Raw genomic sequence first — 14,861 nt, forward strand, 5'->3', positions numbered from 1 at the left:
CCAGTAGGGTGGGGCCATGGCCCACCATCCCGCGTCCGCGACCCCGCACGACGAGCCCGAGCTGAGCCCGGCGGAGCGCTACGCCCGTGCCCGGGCGGCCCGGCACCACGCCGGCTCCGAGCTCGGCCGGTTCGCCGCACGCGTGGGCTTCCCCCTCGACGACTTCCAGCGCCGCGCGTGCGCCGAGGTCGAGGACGGCCACGGCGTCCTCGTCGCGGCGCCCACCGGCGCCGGCAAGACGGTGGTCGGCGAGTTCGCCGTCCACCTGGCCCTGGCCCGCGGCACGAAGGCGTTCTACACCACCCCCATCAAGGCTCTCAGCAACCAGAAGCACGCGGACCTCGCCCGCGTGCACGGTGCGGAGAACGTCGGCCTGCTCACGGGGGACACCTCCGTCAACCCGGATGCGCCCGTCGTCGTGATGACCACCGAGGTGCTGCGCAACATGCTGTACGCGCAGTCCGACACCCTCATCGACCTCGGCTTCGTCGTCATGGACGAGGTCCACTACCTCGCCGACCGGTTCCGGGGCCCGGTGTGGGAGGAGGTCATCATCCACCTGCCCGAGCACGTGCAGCTGATCTCCCTGTCCGCCACGGTGTCCAACGCCGAGGAGTTCGGCGCCTGGCTCGACACGGTCCGGGGCGCCACCACCGTGATCGTCTCCGAACACCGGCCGGTGCCGCTGTGGCAGCACGTCATGGCCGGGGGCCGGCTCTACGACCTGTTCGCCGAGGACATCGCCTTCGAGGACACCGCGGACCGGGACGGGGAGGCCCTGCTCAACCCCGAGCTCAAGCGCCTGGGGGAGGAGACCGAGCGCCGGTTCCAGCGCGCGGACTGGGGACGGCCCGGGCGGCAGCAGCACCGCGACGGGCGCGGGGGCGGCCCGAAGGGCCGGGTCAGGGGCGGCCGACGCACGACTCGCGACGGCGGCCGGGGCCGGAACGGCTCCTCCGCGCTGGACCGGGAGCGGCCGGTCTCCGGTCGGCCGGGCGGTCACGACGGCGGCCAGCGGCGCGGACCGCGGCTGTCCACGTCGCGCCCAGAGATGATCCGGGCCCTCGACCGCGACGGGCTGCTGCCGTGCATCACCTTCATCTTCTCGCGGACCGGTTGCGACGCCGCCGTGGAGCAGTGCCTCCGGGCCGGGCTCGACCTCACCACGGCGCGGGAGAAGGCGCTCGTGGCCGAGCGGGTCGAGGAGGCGGCGCGTCTGCTGCCCGTCGAGGACCTGGAGATCCTCGGGTTCTGGGCGTGGCGCGACGGCCTGTCCCGGGGCTTCGCGGCCCACCACGCCGGCATGCTGCCCCCGTTCAAGGAGGCCGTCGAGGACCTGTTCGCCGCCGGCGCGCTCAAGGCCGTGTTCGCCACGGAGACCCTCGCCCTCGGCATCAACATGCCGGCCCGCTCCGTGGTGATCGAGAAGCTGGTCAAGTTCAACGGCGAGAACCACGTCGACATCACGCCGGGGGAGTACACCCAGCTGACGGGCCGGGCGGGCCGCCGCGGCATCGACGTCGAGGGCCACGCCGTGGTGATGTGGCGTCCCGGGCTGGACCCGGCCGCCGTCGCGGGCCTGGCCTCGCGCCGCACCTACCCGCTGCGCTCCTCGTTCCGGCCCACCTACAACATGTCCGCGAATCTGCTGGCGCAGGTCGGCGCGGAGCAGGCGCGGGGCATCCTCGAGTCCTCGTTCGCCCAGTTCCAGGCGGACCGCTCCGTGGTGGGCCTGGCCCGCGAGCTCCGTTCGAAGCAGGCCAGCCTCGAGAAGTACGAGGAGGCCATGCAGTGTCACCTCGGCGACTTCGCCGAGTACCTCACCCTGCGCAAGGAGCTCGCGGCCGCGGAGAAGTCCGGCTCGCAGGGGCGCCGTCGAGCCCACCTGGCCGCCGTGAAGGACTCGCTCGCGAACCTCGCGGTCGGGGACGTCGTCGAGCTCGATGCCGGCCGCTCACTCGGCCGGGCCGTCGTCGTGTTCCCCGCCGGCAACCCCCAGAATCCGCGCGTCGGCGTCGTCACGGACAAGGCGCAGCTGCGCCGCATCACGGTGGACGACGTCGCCGGGCCGGTCGAGCCGGTGGCAGGCGCCGCCCTGCCCCAGGTGGTGCAGGTGAAGACGCCCGCGCAGCGCAAGGACGTCGCCGCGCTCATGCGCGAGGCCGTGCGCACGGGCCGCCCGCCCGCCGGAGGCCGCAGCACGGCGGGCTTCCGCCTCCGGGAGGACCCGGCCGCGCCCCGGGTCGAGGAGCTGCGCCGGGCGCTGCGCCGCCACCCGTGCCACGGCTGCCAGGACCGCGAGGAGCACGCCCGCTGGGGCGACCGCTGGTGGGCCATGCGGCGGGAGGTCTCCGTCCTGAGGGAGCGCATCGCGGGCCGCACCAACACCATCGCCCGCACGTTCGACCGCGTGGTCGGTCTGCTGCGCGCCTACGGCTACGTGCATGAGGACGCGCCCTCACCCCGTGCGGCGCTCACGGAGCGCGGCGAGGCCCTGCGCCGGATCTACGGCGAGCGGGACCTGTTCACCTCGCTGGTGCTGCAGGATCCGGCCATGGACGGCCTGACGCCGGAGGAGTGGGCCGCCGTCGCCGCGCTGCTCGTGTACCAGGGCAAGGGGGAGACCGAGCCCGGACTGGTCCCGATGCCGACCCCCCGGCTCGCGCGCGTCGCGGAGGCCGCCGAGCGCATCGAGGAGCGCCTGCGCACGGACGAGGCCCAGGCCCGGCTCGAGCCGACGCCCCGGACGGACCCCGGGCTGGTGGCACCCATGCACCGCTGGGTGCGGGGCGCCACCCTGCGCCGCACCCTTGACGGCGCGGACCTCGCCGCGGGCGACTTCGTCCGCTGGGCGCGGCAGGTCATCGACGTGCTGGGCCAGCTGGCCAACGTCCCCGGGGACACCCGTCGCAGCCGTGCCTGCCGCCGGGCCGCGGACCTCGTCTCCCGCGGCGTCGTGGCCACCTCGCTGCCGGCGGCCTCGGCGCCGCGCGCGGACGAGGACTGACACGGGCTAGGGTGGGCGGGTGAGCGCACACCTGTTGACCCGCGGCATCATCCACTCGACGACGGACCCGTACGCACAGGCGCTGCTGGTCCGGGACGGGATGATCGCCTGGCTCGGCGCGGACGACTCCGCGGACCGCGTGGCCGACCCGGGTGACGAACGGCGGGACCTCGACGGCGCCGTCGTCGTGCCCGTGTTCGTCGAGCCGCTGGCCCGGCCCGCGGACGCGCGGGACGCGCTGAGCCGCGGCACCGCCGTCGTGACGGTCCTGGCCGGGCCCGAGGACACGGGCGCCGCGCCCGCCGACGAGGACGTCCAGACCGTCGTCTACCGGCACGCCGACCGCGTGGACGCCGAGGCGGCCGGGGTGTGGCTGCCCGTCGGGACCGACACCGACCCCGCCACGCTCACCGGCCTCCTGACGGCCTCGACCCAGGCGGGGGAGCAGGCCTACCTCGTCCCCGACGGCGGTGCGGACGCCGGGCCCGCCGCCCAGGACGTGGCCCTGACCGCCCTGCGCTCGGTCGCGGAGGAACTCGGCACCGCCGCCCTGGGCCGCGTGCGCCATCGGCTCGTGGTCACCCACCCGGTCACCGCCGAGGACCGCGCCTTCCTGGCCGCCGCCGGGGTCAGCGCCACCGTCGTCCCCGACGCGGACGGCGTGCTGCACGCCCCCGTGGCGAGCCTGCTGGCCGACGCCGTCACCGTGTGCCTGGGCGCCGGCCCGGCCGGGGACCCGTGGGCCGCCGTCCGGTCGGCGCTGTCCCACCCCGACCCGGACGAGCGCATCTCCGCCCGCTCCGCCTTCGCCGCCGCGACCCGCACCCCGCTGCGCGCTCTGCCCGACGCTCCGGCGGCCGGCCTGTCCGTCGCCCCGCGCCTGAGCGTGTCGGCCCCGGCCGTGTTCGGCGTCTGGGACGCGGACGCGGTGGCTGTGCAGTCGCCGGACGGCCGGGTGGCGGCGTGGAGCACGGACACCCGAGCCGGCACCCCGCTGCTGCCGGCCCTCGACGCCGAGACCGCCCTGCCCCGCTGGCGGGCCACCTGGGTGGACGGCCGGATCGCCGCGGAGGACGTGGCCCGCGACGCGCGCGATGGCGCGACGCCGGCCTGAGACCTCCGCTTCCTATACTCGAACGGATGCGATGGCCCGTCCGACCGGCGGGCCGCCCCCACGACCCCGGCCGGAAGGCGAGAACCGCACATGCGCGTGCTGACCATCATCCCCACGTACAACGAGATCGAGTCGCTGCCGCTGACCCTCGGCCGACTCCGTGACGCCGTCCCGGAGTCCGACGTTCTCGTGGTGGACGACGCCTCCCCGGACGGCACCGGCGACTGGGCCGACGCCCGCGCCGCCGAGGACCCCTCCGTGCACGTGCTGCACCGCACCACCAAGGACGGCCTGGGCGGCGCCTACATCGCCGGGTTCCGCTGGGGCCTGGAGCGCGGCTACGACGTCCTGGTCGAGATGGACGCGGACGGCTCGCACCAGCCCGAGCAGCTGCCGCGCCTGCTGGAGGCCGTCCGCACCGCGGACCTGGTGATCGGCTCGCGCCGCGTGCCGGGCGGCAAGATGGTGAACTGGCCGACCTCCCGCAAGATGATCTCGTGGGCCGGCTCCCTGTACCCGCGGATCATGCTCGGCCTCAACCTGACGGACATCACGGCGGGCTACCGCGCCTACCGGGCCGACACGCTCCGTGCGATCGACCTGGACGCGATCGAGTCCAAGGGCTACGGGTTCCAGGTGGACATGACCTTCCGCACGGCCCGCCTCGGCAAGCGGATCGTCGAGGTCCCGATCACGTTCGTGGAGCGTGAGCTCGGCGAGTCCAAGATGAGCGGCGGCATCATCGGCGAGGCCGTGGTCAACGTGACCCGGTGGGGCCTGGCCGCGCGCTGGGAGGGCCTGCGCGCCCGCCTCGGCCTGTGAGGCGCACAGTCCCCGAACGACGACGGGGCCGGATCCATGGCGGATCCGGCCCCGTCGTGCATGGGGGAGCGGCGGGTCAGGCGTCGACCTCCTCGCCGCGGCTGGCGCGCAGCTTGTTGAGCTGGATCTTGTAGGTCTCCTCCAGCTCCTCGAGGCTGCGGCGCTCACGCAGCATGTCCCAGTGGGTGCGCACGGGCTTGCCCTCGGTCTCAGCCGGCTTCTCGCCGCTGACGAGGAACGCCTCCTTGCCGGTCTTCGAGGTCCAGGTGGCCGGCACGTCCGCCTCCACGGAGAAGGTCACGAACACCTGCTCGCCGTCCTCCGTGCGGTACTCCACCCGCTGCCGGGCGGCGGGCTCGACGCCGGCCTCGGACTCCAGGGACTGCGCGCCCAGGCGCATGCCCCGCAGGCTGCGATCGCTCACGTTTCCTCCTCGTCAGGCCGCGCCGAGGCCCGCGCGGGGGCGCAGGCCGATCGAGGCGCGGCGGGTCGTTCTCACTGATGGAACCATTCAGTGTCCCACAGCATTCCCGTCGGCCTCGCCGGCCGGGCGGGTGCCGGGGGTGCGGCCGGCCGACGGGTCGGGCTCAATCTCCTGCGGCGTGGCCAGGGCCTCGTCGAGCGAGGTCTGCGGCATGTCCTCCGCCGTCACCGCGCCGGCGGTCATCGCGTCCATGACGCCGCTGGCGCGCAGGGCGTCCGCGGTGGTGGGGCGGGACCCACGCGGCCGACGCGCGCGCTCCGGGGTGACGCCGACGTGCTCGGCGCCCGGCTCGCCCGCGCGGTCCCCGGAGTCCCGACGCCGGGGTGCGCGCTCCGGGGTGGGGCGGTCGCCGTCGCCGGGGGCGAACGCCTCACCGAGGCCCTGCAGGGCGCGGGTGAGCTCGGCGGGGACCACGAACATGGTGGTGGCCTGGCCGTCGGCGATCTTGGGCAGGGACTGCAGGTACTGGTAGGCCAGGACCTCGGAGTCGGCGCCGCCGGAGTGGATGGCGTCGAAGACCACCTCGATCGCCTCGGCCTCGGCGTTGGCGCGCAGCACGCGTGCCTGAGCCTCGCCCTCGGCGGAGAGGATCTGGGACTGGCGCTCGCCCTCGGCCGTGAGGATGGCGGCCTGCTTCGTGCCCTCGGCGGTGAGGATGGCGGCGCGGCGGTCGCGCTCGGCGCGCATCTGCTTCTCCATCGAGTCCTGGATGGACATGGGCGGGTCGATGGCCTTGAGCTCCACCCGCGAGACCCGCAGGCCCCAGCGCGTGGTGGCGTCGTCCAGCACGCCGCGCAGCTGGGAGTTGATGGAGTCGCGAGAGGTCAGCGCCTCCTCGAGGTTCATGCCGCCCACGACGTTGCGCAGGGTGGTGGTGGTGAGCTGCTCCACCGCGTGGATGTAGTTGGCGATCTCATAGGTCGCGGCCTTGGCGTCCGTGACCTGGAAGTAGACGACCGTGTCGATGGAGACGACGAGGTTGTCCTCGGTGATCACCGGCTGGGGCGGGAAGGAGACGACCTGCTCGCGCATGTCCACCATCGGGAGCATGCGGTCCACGAACGGGATGATCAGGGTCAGCCCGGCGCCGGCCGTGCGGTTGTACTTGCCGAGGCGTTCGATGTTGGCCGTCCGCGCCTGCGGGATGATCTTGACCGAGGAGGCCACGATCACCGCCGCGAGGACGGCGAGGACGACGAGGACGATGAGGGTTTCCATCGGGGTCCCTTCTTCTGGGGTCGGTGCGGTCGGAACGAGGACGTGGGGCGGCTCAGGCGCCGTCCGCCTCCCAGTCGATGCGGGGGAGCGGGCGGACCACCAGGGTGGCCCCGTCGATGCGCAGGACGGTCACCTCGTCGCCGGGGGCGACGTCGGGCGCCCCGGGCTCGACGCGGGCGGACCAGGTGTCGCCGTCGACGGCGAGCGTGCCGGCGTCGCCGGTGATCGCGCCCTGGGCCGCGACGCGACGCCCCGGGAGCGTGTCCAGGTAGGAAGCGCCGGCGCCGGTGTCCTTGCGCAGGTGGCGCAGGGCGACGGGGCGCACGGCGGCGAGCATCAGCAGGGCGACGGCGGCGAACGCCGCGAGCTGGAGCGCCAGCGGGCCGCCCACGAGCGCGACCACCCCCGCCGCGCCGGCCCCGGCGGCGATCATCAGGAAGACGAGGTCGAGGGTCAGCAGCTCGACGCCGGCCAGGCCGGCGGCCAGCACCAGCCACAGCCAGCCCGCGTTCGCCTCGATCCACTCCATGCGTGCGCTCCCCTCCGTGTCGGGTGCGCGGACGGGTCTGCCGCGCGTCGACGTGTGATCCCCATCCTGCCCTACGCAGTGGCGCCGGACACAGCGTGTCCCCAGGCGGTCCTGGAAGTCGGGAGCTACCGCCCGGTAATGTGAGCTGCATGACATCTTCACCCGTCGCGGTCTCGCCCCTGCTCCAGCCGATCACCCTGGGCCCCCTCACGCTGCCCAACCGGGTGGTCATGGCCTCGATGCACATGGGACTGGAGGATCGGCACGACGACCTGCCGCAGCTGGCGGCGTTCTACGCGGAGCGGGCACGCGGCGGCGTCGGACTCATCGTCACCGGCGGCCTGGGCGTCGTCCCCGAGGGCACGGTGACGCTGGGCGGGGGGATGCTCGCCAGCGAGGAGGACGCGCGCGCCCATCGCGTCGTCACGGACGCCGTCCACGCCGCCGGGGGCAGGATCCTCGCCCAGCTGCTGCACGCGGGACGCTACGCCCCCAGCCCCGACCTGGTCTCGGCCTCCGCGGTGCGAGCGCCGATCTCGCGGCACACGCCCCGGGAGATGACGGCCGCGGACATCGAGCGGACCGTGAACGCGTTCGCACGCGCGGCCACGTTGGCCCTGGAGGCCGGATACGACGGCGTGGAGATCATGGCCTCGGAGGGCTACCTCCTCAACCAGTTCCTCGCCCCGGCGACGAACCGACGCGCGGACGAGTACGGGGGCGACGCCGAGCGCCGACGCCGGTTCCCGGCGGCGGTGGTCGCGGCCGTGCGCGAGGCGCTGGGGGAGCGCGGCGTGCTCTCGGTGCGCACCTCGGCGGCGGACCTGGTCCCCGACGGGCAGACGCGCGCGGAGATCGCGGACACCGCCCGGGCCTTCGAGGCCGCCGGAGCGGACGTCCTGATGACCGGCATCGGGTGGCACGAGTCCCGCGTGCCGACCATCGTGACCTCCGTGCCGCGCGCCGCGTTCCTCGCCGCCTCGGCTGACCTGACCGCCGCCGTCGACATCCCCGTGATCGCCTCCAACCGGCTCACCACCCCCGCCGAGGCGGAGGAGGCGCTGACGTCCGGGGCCGCCGCGCTCGTCGGGCTGGCCCGGCCCCTGCTGGCGGACCCCGAGTGGATGGCCGCGATCAGCGACCCGCGCGCTCGGACCCTGACCCCGTGCATCGCCTGCAACCAGGCCTGCCTCGACCACGTGTTCACCGGGGCCAAGGTCTCGTGCCTGATGAACCCCCGCGCCGGGCGGGAGACGGAGCCGGAGTACGCCGCGCCCGTCCCGGTGGCCCTCGCCCGCCGTCGCCGGATCGCCGTGGTCGGTGCCGGGCCGGCGGGCCTGACGGCCGCGGAGCGTGCGGCCCGGTTCGGGCACGAGGTCACCCTGTTCGACCGGCACGCCGAGCCCGGCGGCCAGTTCCGGCTCGCCCGACGCATCCCCGGCAAGGAGGAGTTCGGTCCCGCGCTGGAGCACCTGGCGGCCCGCGCGGCGGCGTCCGGCGTGACGCTCGTGACCGGGGAGGAGGTGTCCGCACAGACACTCCTCACGGACGACGGGCGGCCAGGCTACGACGAGGTGCTCCTCACCACCGGCGTGCGGCCCCGGCCCGTCGCTCTGCCCGGGGCGGGGGAGCCGGGTGCGCCCGCCGTCCATGCGTACGACGACGTGGTCCTGGGCCACGTCGACGTCGGTCCGCGCGTCGCGGTGATCGGCGCCGGCGGCGTGGGCGTGGATGTCGCCGAGGCCCTGGCGGCCGGCACCGAACGGCCGGACGGGACGCCCGAGACGCAGGAGCACTGGCGGGCCCGCTGGGGCGTGGCCCTGACCGCGGAGACGCCGGGCCAGCTGGCGAAGCCGGCCGCGGCCCACCCCGGACGCGAGGTCCACCTGCTCCAGCGCAGCCCCGGACCGATCGGCGTCCGACTGCGCCCCACCACCGGCTGGGTGCACCGCGCCGAGCTGCGGCGGCACGGGGTCCACCTGCACTCCGGTGTGACCTACGAGGGCCTCGGCCCCGACGGCCTGCGCGTGACCGCGCCGTCCCCGGAGGACCCCGAGACACGCGTGCCGCTGACCCTGGATGTGACGGACGTCGTCGTGTGCGCCGGGCAGGAGTCCGAGACGGATCTCGTCGAGGACCTGGTGGCTGCGGGCTACGCGCCGGAGGCGGTGCGCCTGATCGGTGGCGCGGCCGAAGCCCGCGAGCTCGACGCCTACCGGGCCATGGACCACGCCGTGCGGGCCGTGCAGGGCTGAGCCGCGCCGCCGGCCGGCGGGCCCTCCCGGGCGGACGACGTCGGGGCTACGGTCGGGGCATGGCTCTCATCTACACCGCACGCCTGGACCCGGACAAGCCCGAATGGATCCGCCGCCGCCTCGTGGCGCACGGACTGCCCGAGGACGTGACCGCCGAGAAGGTCGGCTCGTACCGGTTCGACGATCCCACCGGCGAGATCGGCGTCGAGTCGATGCTCGTGCGCGTGGGGGACCGGCTCTACCAGACTGCGTTCGCCTACCGAGGCGACGCACCCGCCGAGGGGGACGTCGTGGCCGAGGTGGAGCACTCCGTCCTGGGACACCGCTGGGTCGTGGACGCCGCCACCGACCCGGACGCGCGCCGTATCCTCGCGGCCGCCGTGCGCGGCGAGATCCCGCAGGCCCGGCTCGAGATGCACGACGAGTCCGGGACCTACCTCGAGACGCGCGCCCCGGATCTCACCCTTCGCGTGATCGGCGCCGATGCGACGGGGGAGCTCGAGGTGCCGGTCGAGCTGTCCGAGACGGACGAGGCGGACGTCGACGGCCCGCGATGCCTGGTCGCCGAGGGAGACGGTGTGCGGGCCGTCGTCGCGCGCCTGTCCTGAGGGGCGGTCCGCGCGGTCAGAGGCCGCGCGGACCCCAGGGCCGCAGCCGGCGATGGCTGGTGAGTGACATGTACAGCGCGATGCACCAGCCGAGGACGGTCCACCCCGTGAGCAGGTTCACCCAGAACACCGCCCACACGTTGGAACGGCCGCGGACGGCGGCAATGGCCCACGGAGCCAGGTAGCCCGCCGTGGCGATGGCCAGGACGACGGCGATCGTCGCGTGCAGGGGGCGGTCGCGCTGGTCGGTCATGATCGTCATGGGTCCAGGCTACGCGCGAGACCCGCCGCGCGGGCGTCCCTGTCCGCCGTTCTGCGTTGCGCCGATAATGTACATTATGTCAACTAGCCCGTTCTTCGCCTCCCCTTCGGAGGCCGCCTGCGCGGCACGCGCTGCGTCGTGAACTGGCCCAGGTGGCCGCGCCGGGCGGCACCGACACCGCGTGCCGGGGTTCACTCCCCCGGGTCTGCGGACAGCCGCTCCAGCAACGGCAGGACGGCCGCCACGGCCGTCCGGCTCTCGTGCCAGAGCCCGTGCCGCAACCGGGAATGGACGGCCTGCTGACTGATCCCGAGCTCCGCCGCCGCCTCTCGCTGACTGGCGCCGGCTTCCACCAGCCGCCCCGCCGCATGCTGGTCATCGGACCGGCGCCGTTCCACCGTGGCGACCAGCTGCAGGGTGGCCTCTGCACAGCGCAGATCAGCCTCTCGGCCGGTCTCCGAGGCGCGGCCCGGGCGTCGTCCGTGCGGCAGCACCAGCCGTCCCGGTGCCCGCCGGGCGCGCCGCCGCTCGGCTGGCGTCAGGTACGACAACGCTGAGTCCTTGTCGGAGCCACATTCGGGGTCCAGCAGCACCGCCCAGGACCCGGTCCGCACGGCCCACAGTGCCAGGCCCACCGCCGCCGCCATGCCGTCGAGGACGACGGCCAGCTCGCCGTCGTGCGGCGCCGCATCAGTGTCCGGGTCGGATTCGTGGCGAAGCCGCGCCGCCGAGATCACAGCCGCGTCCGGGCGGGGATCGTCGAGCAGCGCGGCTGCCAGACGCTGGGCGTCGTCGGCCGTGGCGGCGGTCGATCGGATGGGCACCAGATGCACGGACACCATGCAGAGAGCCTACCTCCGACAAAGGTGGCGCCCTGTCGTAGGGGGCATCCGTCGAGCCGCCCCTGGCCGTACGCTCCGTCCGGGCGTCTCGGTGGGCCAGACTGGATGCATGACGTCCTCCCCCACCGCCCGTCGTGTCGTGCCCGCCGAGCATCGCGCCCCGCGCGGCGCCCTGCCGGCGCTTGCCGTCGACCTCCTGCTCACCGTCCTCTTCGTGGCTCTGGGCCAGGGGCAGCACGCGACGGATCGCGGGCTGCTGGGTCTGCTGGTCACGGCGGCGCCGTTCCTCGGGGGTCTCCTGCTCATGACCGGGCTGACCTCCGGACACGGGACCTGGGCCCGCGTGTGGCCCCACGGCGTGATCGTGTGGCTGGGGACCGTCGCCGTCGGGATGGTCCTGCGCGTGGCCTTCGGCCTCGGTGGCGCACCGGTGTCCTTCGTGCTCGTGGCGCTCGGGGTGCTGGGCGTCCTGCTCCTGGGCCGCCGGGCAGTGACCGCCTGGCTGGTGCGCCGCACCCGGAGGTGAGGAGCCGGCGCGCAGCTAGGATCATCCCGGACACCGGACCCGCAGCATCGAGGAAATGAGGACCGCCCGTGGTCACCGCCATCGTCTTGATCAAGACCGACAAATCCAGCATCCCGGAGACCGCCGAGACTCTCGCCGCGCTCGACGGGGTCGGGTCGGTCTACTCCGTGACCGGCGCGTGGGACCTGGTGGCGATGGTCAAGGTGCGCCGCTACGAGGACCTCGCCGACGTGATCGCCGACCACCTCTCCAAGGTCGACGGGATCCGGGACACCGAGACCATGCTGGCCTTCCGAACCTACTCGTCCGAGGACCTCGGCGAGGGATGGGCGCTCGGCTTCGACTCCTGAGCGTCCTCTCGACGACCGGGCCCCACCTCGCCGGCGAGGGCCCATCGTCGGGCCGTCAGGACCGGGAGAAGGCGACCCAGCGGTCCAGGACGTCACGCGCGGCGCCGGAGTCGATCGACTCGGCAGCCCGCGCCATGTTGGCCGCCAGCCGCTCCATCAGCGGCGCGTCCGCGTCACGGTCCCAGGCCGTCAGGCCCACGGCCGCGTTGAGGAGGACGGCGTCGCGGATCGGACCCTTCTCCCCCGCCAGCAGAGCGCGGACGAGGGTCGCATTGTAGGCACCGTCCCGCCCGGCCAGGGCCTGGACGGGGGCCAGGTCGATGCCGAGGTCCCGGGGATCGAGCTCGTGGGTGCGCACACCGTCCCGGACCTCCATGACGGTCGACGGCCCCGACGTCGTGATCTTGTCCCGGCCGTCCGCCCCGCGGAAGACGAAGCCGCGCACCCCCCGGTCTGCGAGCACCTGCGCGAGCAGCGGGACCATGGCCTCGCTCGAGCATCCCAGGGCCTGGGCGGTGACCTGGGCCGGATTGCTGAGCGGGCCGAGGAAGTTGAACACGGTGGGCACGCCGAGCTGCTTGCGCACCGGGGCCACGTACTTCATAGAGGGGTGGTAGTTCTGGGCGAAGAGGAACGTGATGCCCACGGCCTCGGCGCACTCCTCGGCCTTCCGGGCCGGCATGGACAGGTCCACGCCGAGGGCCTCGATGACGTCGGCCGCGCCGGCGGTGGACGAGGCGCCGCGGTTCCCGTGCTTGACGATCCGCGCGCCCGCACCGGCGGCCACGAGCGAGGACATCGTGGAGAGGTTCACGGTGCCCAGGCGGTCGCCGCCCGTGCCCACGACGTCGAGGGTCTCCCCCGGCACGTGCACCGGGTTCGCCGCATGCACCATCGCCTCGGTCAGGCCACGCAGCTCCGGCACCGTCACCCCCTTGGCGGCCAGGGCGAGGAGGAATCCGCCCACCTGCCCCTCGGTGGCGTCGCCGGCCATCATCTCCCCCATGGCCCACGCGGCGACGTGGTCGCTGAGGTCCTCACCGACGGTGAGGGCGCGGAAGACCTCCGGCCAGGAGGTCCCAAGGACTGCTGCGGTGTTCTCGGGGGTGCTCACGCACTGAGCCTAGCGGCCCGGCCGCACCCGGCACCGCGCCATGTCATGCGCCGCCCGCCGTGAACCTGGATGTCAACTGGACGCCAGCCCCCGACTGTCACTGAAACCCCCCGACGGTGCTGACGACCTGTCCTGCGACACGGTATGTTCGATTTACCGCCCGGGCGGTGTTTGGGGCCATAATGGCTGGGTGACCACAGCTAACCCCACTCTCCATCAGCCCACCACGGGGCTCCCGAGCCGGCCGAACATGGTGCAGGTCGGGACCATGGTGTGGCTTGCCAGCGAGCTCATGTTCTTCGGTGGGCTCTTCGCCATGTACTTCACCCTGCGCTCCACGTCTCCGGAGCTCTGGGCCGAGCACACCGCGATCCTCAACGTCCCGCTCGCCGCGGTGAACACGACGATCCTGGTGCTCTCCTCCGTCACCGCCCAGTTCGGCGTCCTCGCCGCCGAGCGCCTTCAGCCCCGCCGCACCGGCGGCTTCCTGCAGTTCGGGAAGTGGGGCATGGTCGAGTGGTTCATCCTGACCTTCATCATGGGCTCGATCTTCGTGGCGGTGCAGTCCTACGAGTACGCGGTTCTCGTCTCCGAGGGTGTGACCGTCGCGGCGAACGCGTACGGCTCGGCGTTCTACATCACGACCGGCTTCCACGCCATCCACGTGACCGGCGGCCTGATCGCGTTCCTCTTCATCATCGGCCGCGCCTACATGGCCCGCCGCTTCGGCCACCACGAGGCGACGTCGGCGATCGTCGTGTCCTACTACTGGCACTTCGTGGACGTCGTCTGGATCGCCCTGTTCTTCATCGTCTACTTCCTGAAGTAAGACGACCCCCACTCACCGCACCGACTTCAGGCCCGGGCCGGCAGCATGAGCGGCCCGCCCGGGAAGAGAACGATAGGAAACCCCCGTGAAGGCACTTTCGCAGAACCGACGCCATCCCCTGATGGGGCTGGCGCTCCTCCTGCTGGGACTCCTGGTGACCGGCGGACTGTACTCCGTCGCGAGCACCGTGAACCAGGCGCAGGCGGCCACGCAGGTCACCGCGGCCGCCTCGGCTGATGACATCTCCGAGGGCGAGAAGCTCTTCAACGCGAACTGCGCCTCGTGCCACGGCACGGGTGCCGCGGGGGGTCCCTCCGGTCCGTCCCTGATCGGTGTCGGCGCCGCCTCCGTCGACTTCCAGGTGGGCACCGGCCGCATGCCGATGCAGATGAACGGCCCGCAGGCCCAGGTCAAGCCGAACCAGTTCAACGACGAGCAGACGGCGCAGCTCGCCGCCTACGTCGCCTCGCTCGGCGCCGGCCCGGCCGTCCCCGAGGACGAGTACCTGGACGTGAACCACGAGGACGTGGACATCACCCGCGGCGGCGACCTGTTCCGCATCAACTGCGCCATGTGCCACAACGCGGCTGCGGCCGGCGGTGCGCTCACCCGCGGCAAGTACGCCCCCTCTCTGCAGGGCGTGGAGGAGAAGCACATCTACGAGGCCATGGAGACCGGCCCGCAAAACATGCCGGTGTTCTCCGACTCGAACATCAAGCCCGAGGACAAGCGCGACATCATCGCGTACCTCAAGACCATCGAGAACCAGGGCTCCCCCGGCGGCCTCGCCCTCGGCTCGCTCGGCCCCGTCTCCGAGGGCCTGTTCATCTGGACCGCGGGCCTGGCGCTGATCATCGGCTTCATGGTCTGGCTCACCAGCCGGTCCTCCTGATCCCGTCGG

General features: G+C 73.5%; 15 protein-coding genes. 9 read left to right on the top strand and 6 right to left on the bottom strand.

Features of this window, described 5'->3' with window-relative positions; genetic code table 11:
• Positions 1 to 16: 16 nt before the first annotated feature.
• The 3 genes from AC0VX2_RS05860 to AC0VX2_RS05870 all read left to right on the top strand — a co-directional run bounded on the left by AC0VX2_RS05860 (position 17) and on the right by AC0VX2_RS05870 (position 4,943).
• Positions 17 to 3,007 carry a DEAD/DEAH box helicase gene (locus tag AC0VX2_RS05860; RefSeq protein WP_161787781.1) on the top strand — a complete coding sequence of 997 codons (2,991 nt, stop codon included), beginning with the start codon at positions 17 to 19 and terminating at the stop codon, positions 3,005 to 3,007.
• 19 nt (positions 3,008 to 3,026) lie between these two features.
• Positions 3,027 to 4,121 (top strand): hypothetical protein, encoded by a 1,095-nt coding sequence (locus AC0VX2_RS05865; RefSeq protein ID WP_161787780.1) that lies wholly within the window; start codon positions 3,027 to 3,029, stop codon positions 4,119 to 4,121.
• Between the two features lie 90 nt (positions 4,122 to 4,211).
• Positions 4,212 to 4,943, top strand: coding sequence for a polyprenol monophosphomannose synthase (locus AC0VX2_RS05870; protein ID WP_036315073.1), 732 nt, complete (start codon positions 4,212 to 4,214; stop codon positions 4,941 to 4,943).
• Between the two features lie 76 nt (positions 4,944 to 5,019).
• Here AC0VX2_RS05870 and AC0VX2_RS05875 read toward each other — a convergent pair whose 3' ends face one another.
• The 3 genes from AC0VX2_RS05875 to AC0VX2_RS05885 all read right to left on the bottom strand — a co-directional run bounded on the left by AC0VX2_RS05875 (position 5,020) and on the right by AC0VX2_RS05885 (position 7,174).
• A complete protein-coding gene (locus AC0VX2_RS05875; protein ID WP_060774975.1) occupies positions 5,020 to 5,367 on the bottom strand; it encodes an RNA polymerase-binding protein RbpA in 348 nt (115 codons plus the stop codon).
• A gap of 87 nt (positions 5,368 to 5,454) precedes the next feature.
• The gene (locus AC0VX2_RS05880; RefSeq protein ID WP_036315078.1) at positions 5,455 to 6,645 is read right to left on the bottom strand and encodes an SPFH domain-containing protein; all 1,191 of its coding nucleotides are present in this window, start codon (positions 6,643 to 6,645) and stop codon (positions 5,455 to 5,457) included.
• Between the two features lie 52 nt (positions 6,646 to 6,697).
• Positions 6,698 to 7,174, bottom strand: coding sequence for an NfeD family protein (locus AC0VX2_RS05885; protein ID WP_061867282.1), 477 nt, complete (start codon positions 7,172 to 7,174; stop codon positions 6,698 to 6,700).
• 149 nt (positions 7,175 to 7,323) lie between these two features.
• Here AC0VX2_RS05885 and AC0VX2_RS05890 point away from each other — a divergent pair, with 149 nt between their 5' ends.
• Together AC0VX2_RS05890 and AC0VX2_RS05895 are read left to right on the top strand one after the other, a co-directional pair.
• Positions 7,324 to 9,429, top strand: coding sequence for an NADPH-dependent 2,4-dienoyl-CoA reductase (locus tag AC0VX2_RS05890; protein ID WP_119217273.1), 2,106 nt, complete (start codon positions 7,324 to 7,326; stop codon positions 9,427 to 9,429).
• 59 nt (positions 9,430 to 9,488) lie between these two features.
• Positions 9,489 to 10,037 carry a maltokinase N-terminal cap-like domain-containing protein gene (locus AC0VX2_RS05895; RefSeq protein ID WP_100057212.1) on the top strand — a complete coding sequence of 183 codons (549 nt, stop codon included), beginning with the start codon at positions 9,489 to 9,491 and terminating at the stop codon, positions 10,035 to 10,037.
• Between the two features lie 16 nt (positions 10,038 to 10,053).
• Here AC0VX2_RS05895 and AC0VX2_RS05900 read toward each other — a convergent pair whose 3' ends face one another.
• Both AC0VX2_RS05900 and AC0VX2_RS05905 read right to left on the bottom strand, forming a co-directional pair.
• Positions 10,054 to 10,299: a superinfection immunity protein gene (locus AC0VX2_RS05900; protein WP_020624801.1), complete on the bottom strand. Its 246-nt coding sequence runs from the start codon at positions 10,297 to 10,299 to the stop codon at positions 10,054 to 10,056.
• Between the two features lie 191 nt (positions 10,300 to 10,490).
• Positions 10,491 to 11,141, bottom strand: coding sequence for a hypothetical protein (locus AC0VX2_RS05905; RefSeq protein WP_101965451.1), 651 nt, complete (start codon positions 11,139 to 11,141; stop codon positions 10,491 to 10,493).
• A gap of 109 nt (positions 11,142 to 11,250) precedes the next feature.
• Between AC0VX2_RS05905 and AC0VX2_RS05910 the strand changes: the two genes are divergently transcribed.
• Together AC0VX2_RS05910 and AC0VX2_RS05915 are read left to right on the top strand one after the other, a co-directional pair.
• A complete protein-coding gene (locus AC0VX2_RS05910; protein ID WP_100057213.1) occupies positions 11,251 to 11,667 on the top strand; it encodes a DUF3054 domain-containing protein in 417 nt (138 codons plus the stop codon).
• Positions 11,668 to 11,735: 68 nt separating this feature from the next.
• Entirely contained in the window at positions 11,736 to 12,017 is a 282-nt protein-coding gene (locus AC0VX2_RS05915) for an Lrp/AsnC family transcriptional regulator (protein ID WP_101965450.1), read from the top strand.
• Between the two features lie 55 nt (positions 12,018 to 12,072).
• Here AC0VX2_RS05915 and trpD read toward each other — a convergent pair whose 3' ends face one another.
• Complete coding sequence (gene trpD / locus AC0VX2_RS05920) at positions 12,073 to 13,131, bottom strand: anthranilate phosphoribosyltransferase (RefSeq protein WP_100057215.1); 1,059 nt, start codon at positions 13,129 to 13,131, stop codon at positions 12,073 to 12,075.
• 190 nt (positions 13,132 to 13,321) lie between these two features.
• Here trpD and ctaE point away from each other — a divergent pair, with 190 nt between their 5' ends.
• Positions 13,322 to 13,960 carry an aa3-type cytochrome oxidase subunit III gene (ctaE, locus tag AC0VX2_RS05925; protein WP_428842618.1) on the top strand — a complete coding sequence of 213 codons (639 nt, stop codon included), beginning with the start codon at positions 13,322 to 13,324 and terminating at the stop codon, positions 13,958 to 13,960.
• Positions 13,961 to 14,045: 85 nt separating this feature from the next.
• Positions 14,046 to 14,852 carry a cytochrome bc1 complex diheme cytochrome c subunit gene (gene qcrC, locus AC0VX2_RS05930; RefSeq protein ID WP_036315101.1) on the top strand — a complete coding sequence of 269 codons (807 nt, stop codon included), beginning with the start codon at positions 14,046 to 14,048 and terminating at the stop codon, positions 14,850 to 14,852.
• The last annotated feature ends 9 nt before the right edge of the window (positions 14,853 to 14,861 follow it).

Source organism: Micrococcus sp. iso_239, from assembly GCF_056173395.1.

Bases quoted from the DNA above. Each gene is read 5' to 3' on its own strand.
- AC0VX2_RS05870 (WP_036315073.1), top strand. From the start codon at position 4,212: ATGCGCGTGCTGACCATCATCCCCACGTACAACGAGATCGAGTCGCTG.
- AC0VX2_RS05880 (WP_036315078.1), bottom strand. From the start codon at position 6,645: ATGGAAACCCTCATCGTCCTCGTCGTCCTCGCCGTCCTCGCGGCGGTG.
- AC0VX2_RS05890 (WP_119217273.1), top strand. From the start codon at position 7,324: ATGACATCTTCACCCGTCGCGGTCTCGCCCCTGCTCCAGCCGATCACC.
- AC0VX2_RS05905 (WP_101965451.1), bottom strand. From the start codon at position 11,141: ATGGTGTCCGTGCATCTGGTGCCCATCCGATCGACCGCCGCCACGGCC.
- AC0VX2_RS05910 (WP_100057213.1), top strand. From the start codon at position 11,251: ATGACGTCCTCCCCCACCGCCCGTCGTGTCGTGCCCGCCGAGCATCGC.
- AC0VX2_RS05895 (WP_100057212.1), top strand. From the start codon at position 9,489: ATGGCTCTCATCTACACCGCACGCCTGGACCCGGACAAGCCCGAATGG.
- AC0VX2_RS05900 (WP_020624801.1), bottom strand. From the start codon at position 10,299: ATGACGATCATGACCGACCAGCGCGACCGCCCCCTGCACGCGACGATC.
- AC0VX2_RS05885 (WP_061867282.1), bottom strand. From the start codon at position 7,174: ATGGAGTGGATCGAGGCGAACGCGGGCTGGCTGTGGCTGGTGCTGGCC.
- AC0VX2_RS05860 (WP_161787781.1), top strand. From the start codon at position 17: ATGGCCCACCATCCCGCGTCCGCGACCCCGCACGACGAGCCCGAGCTG.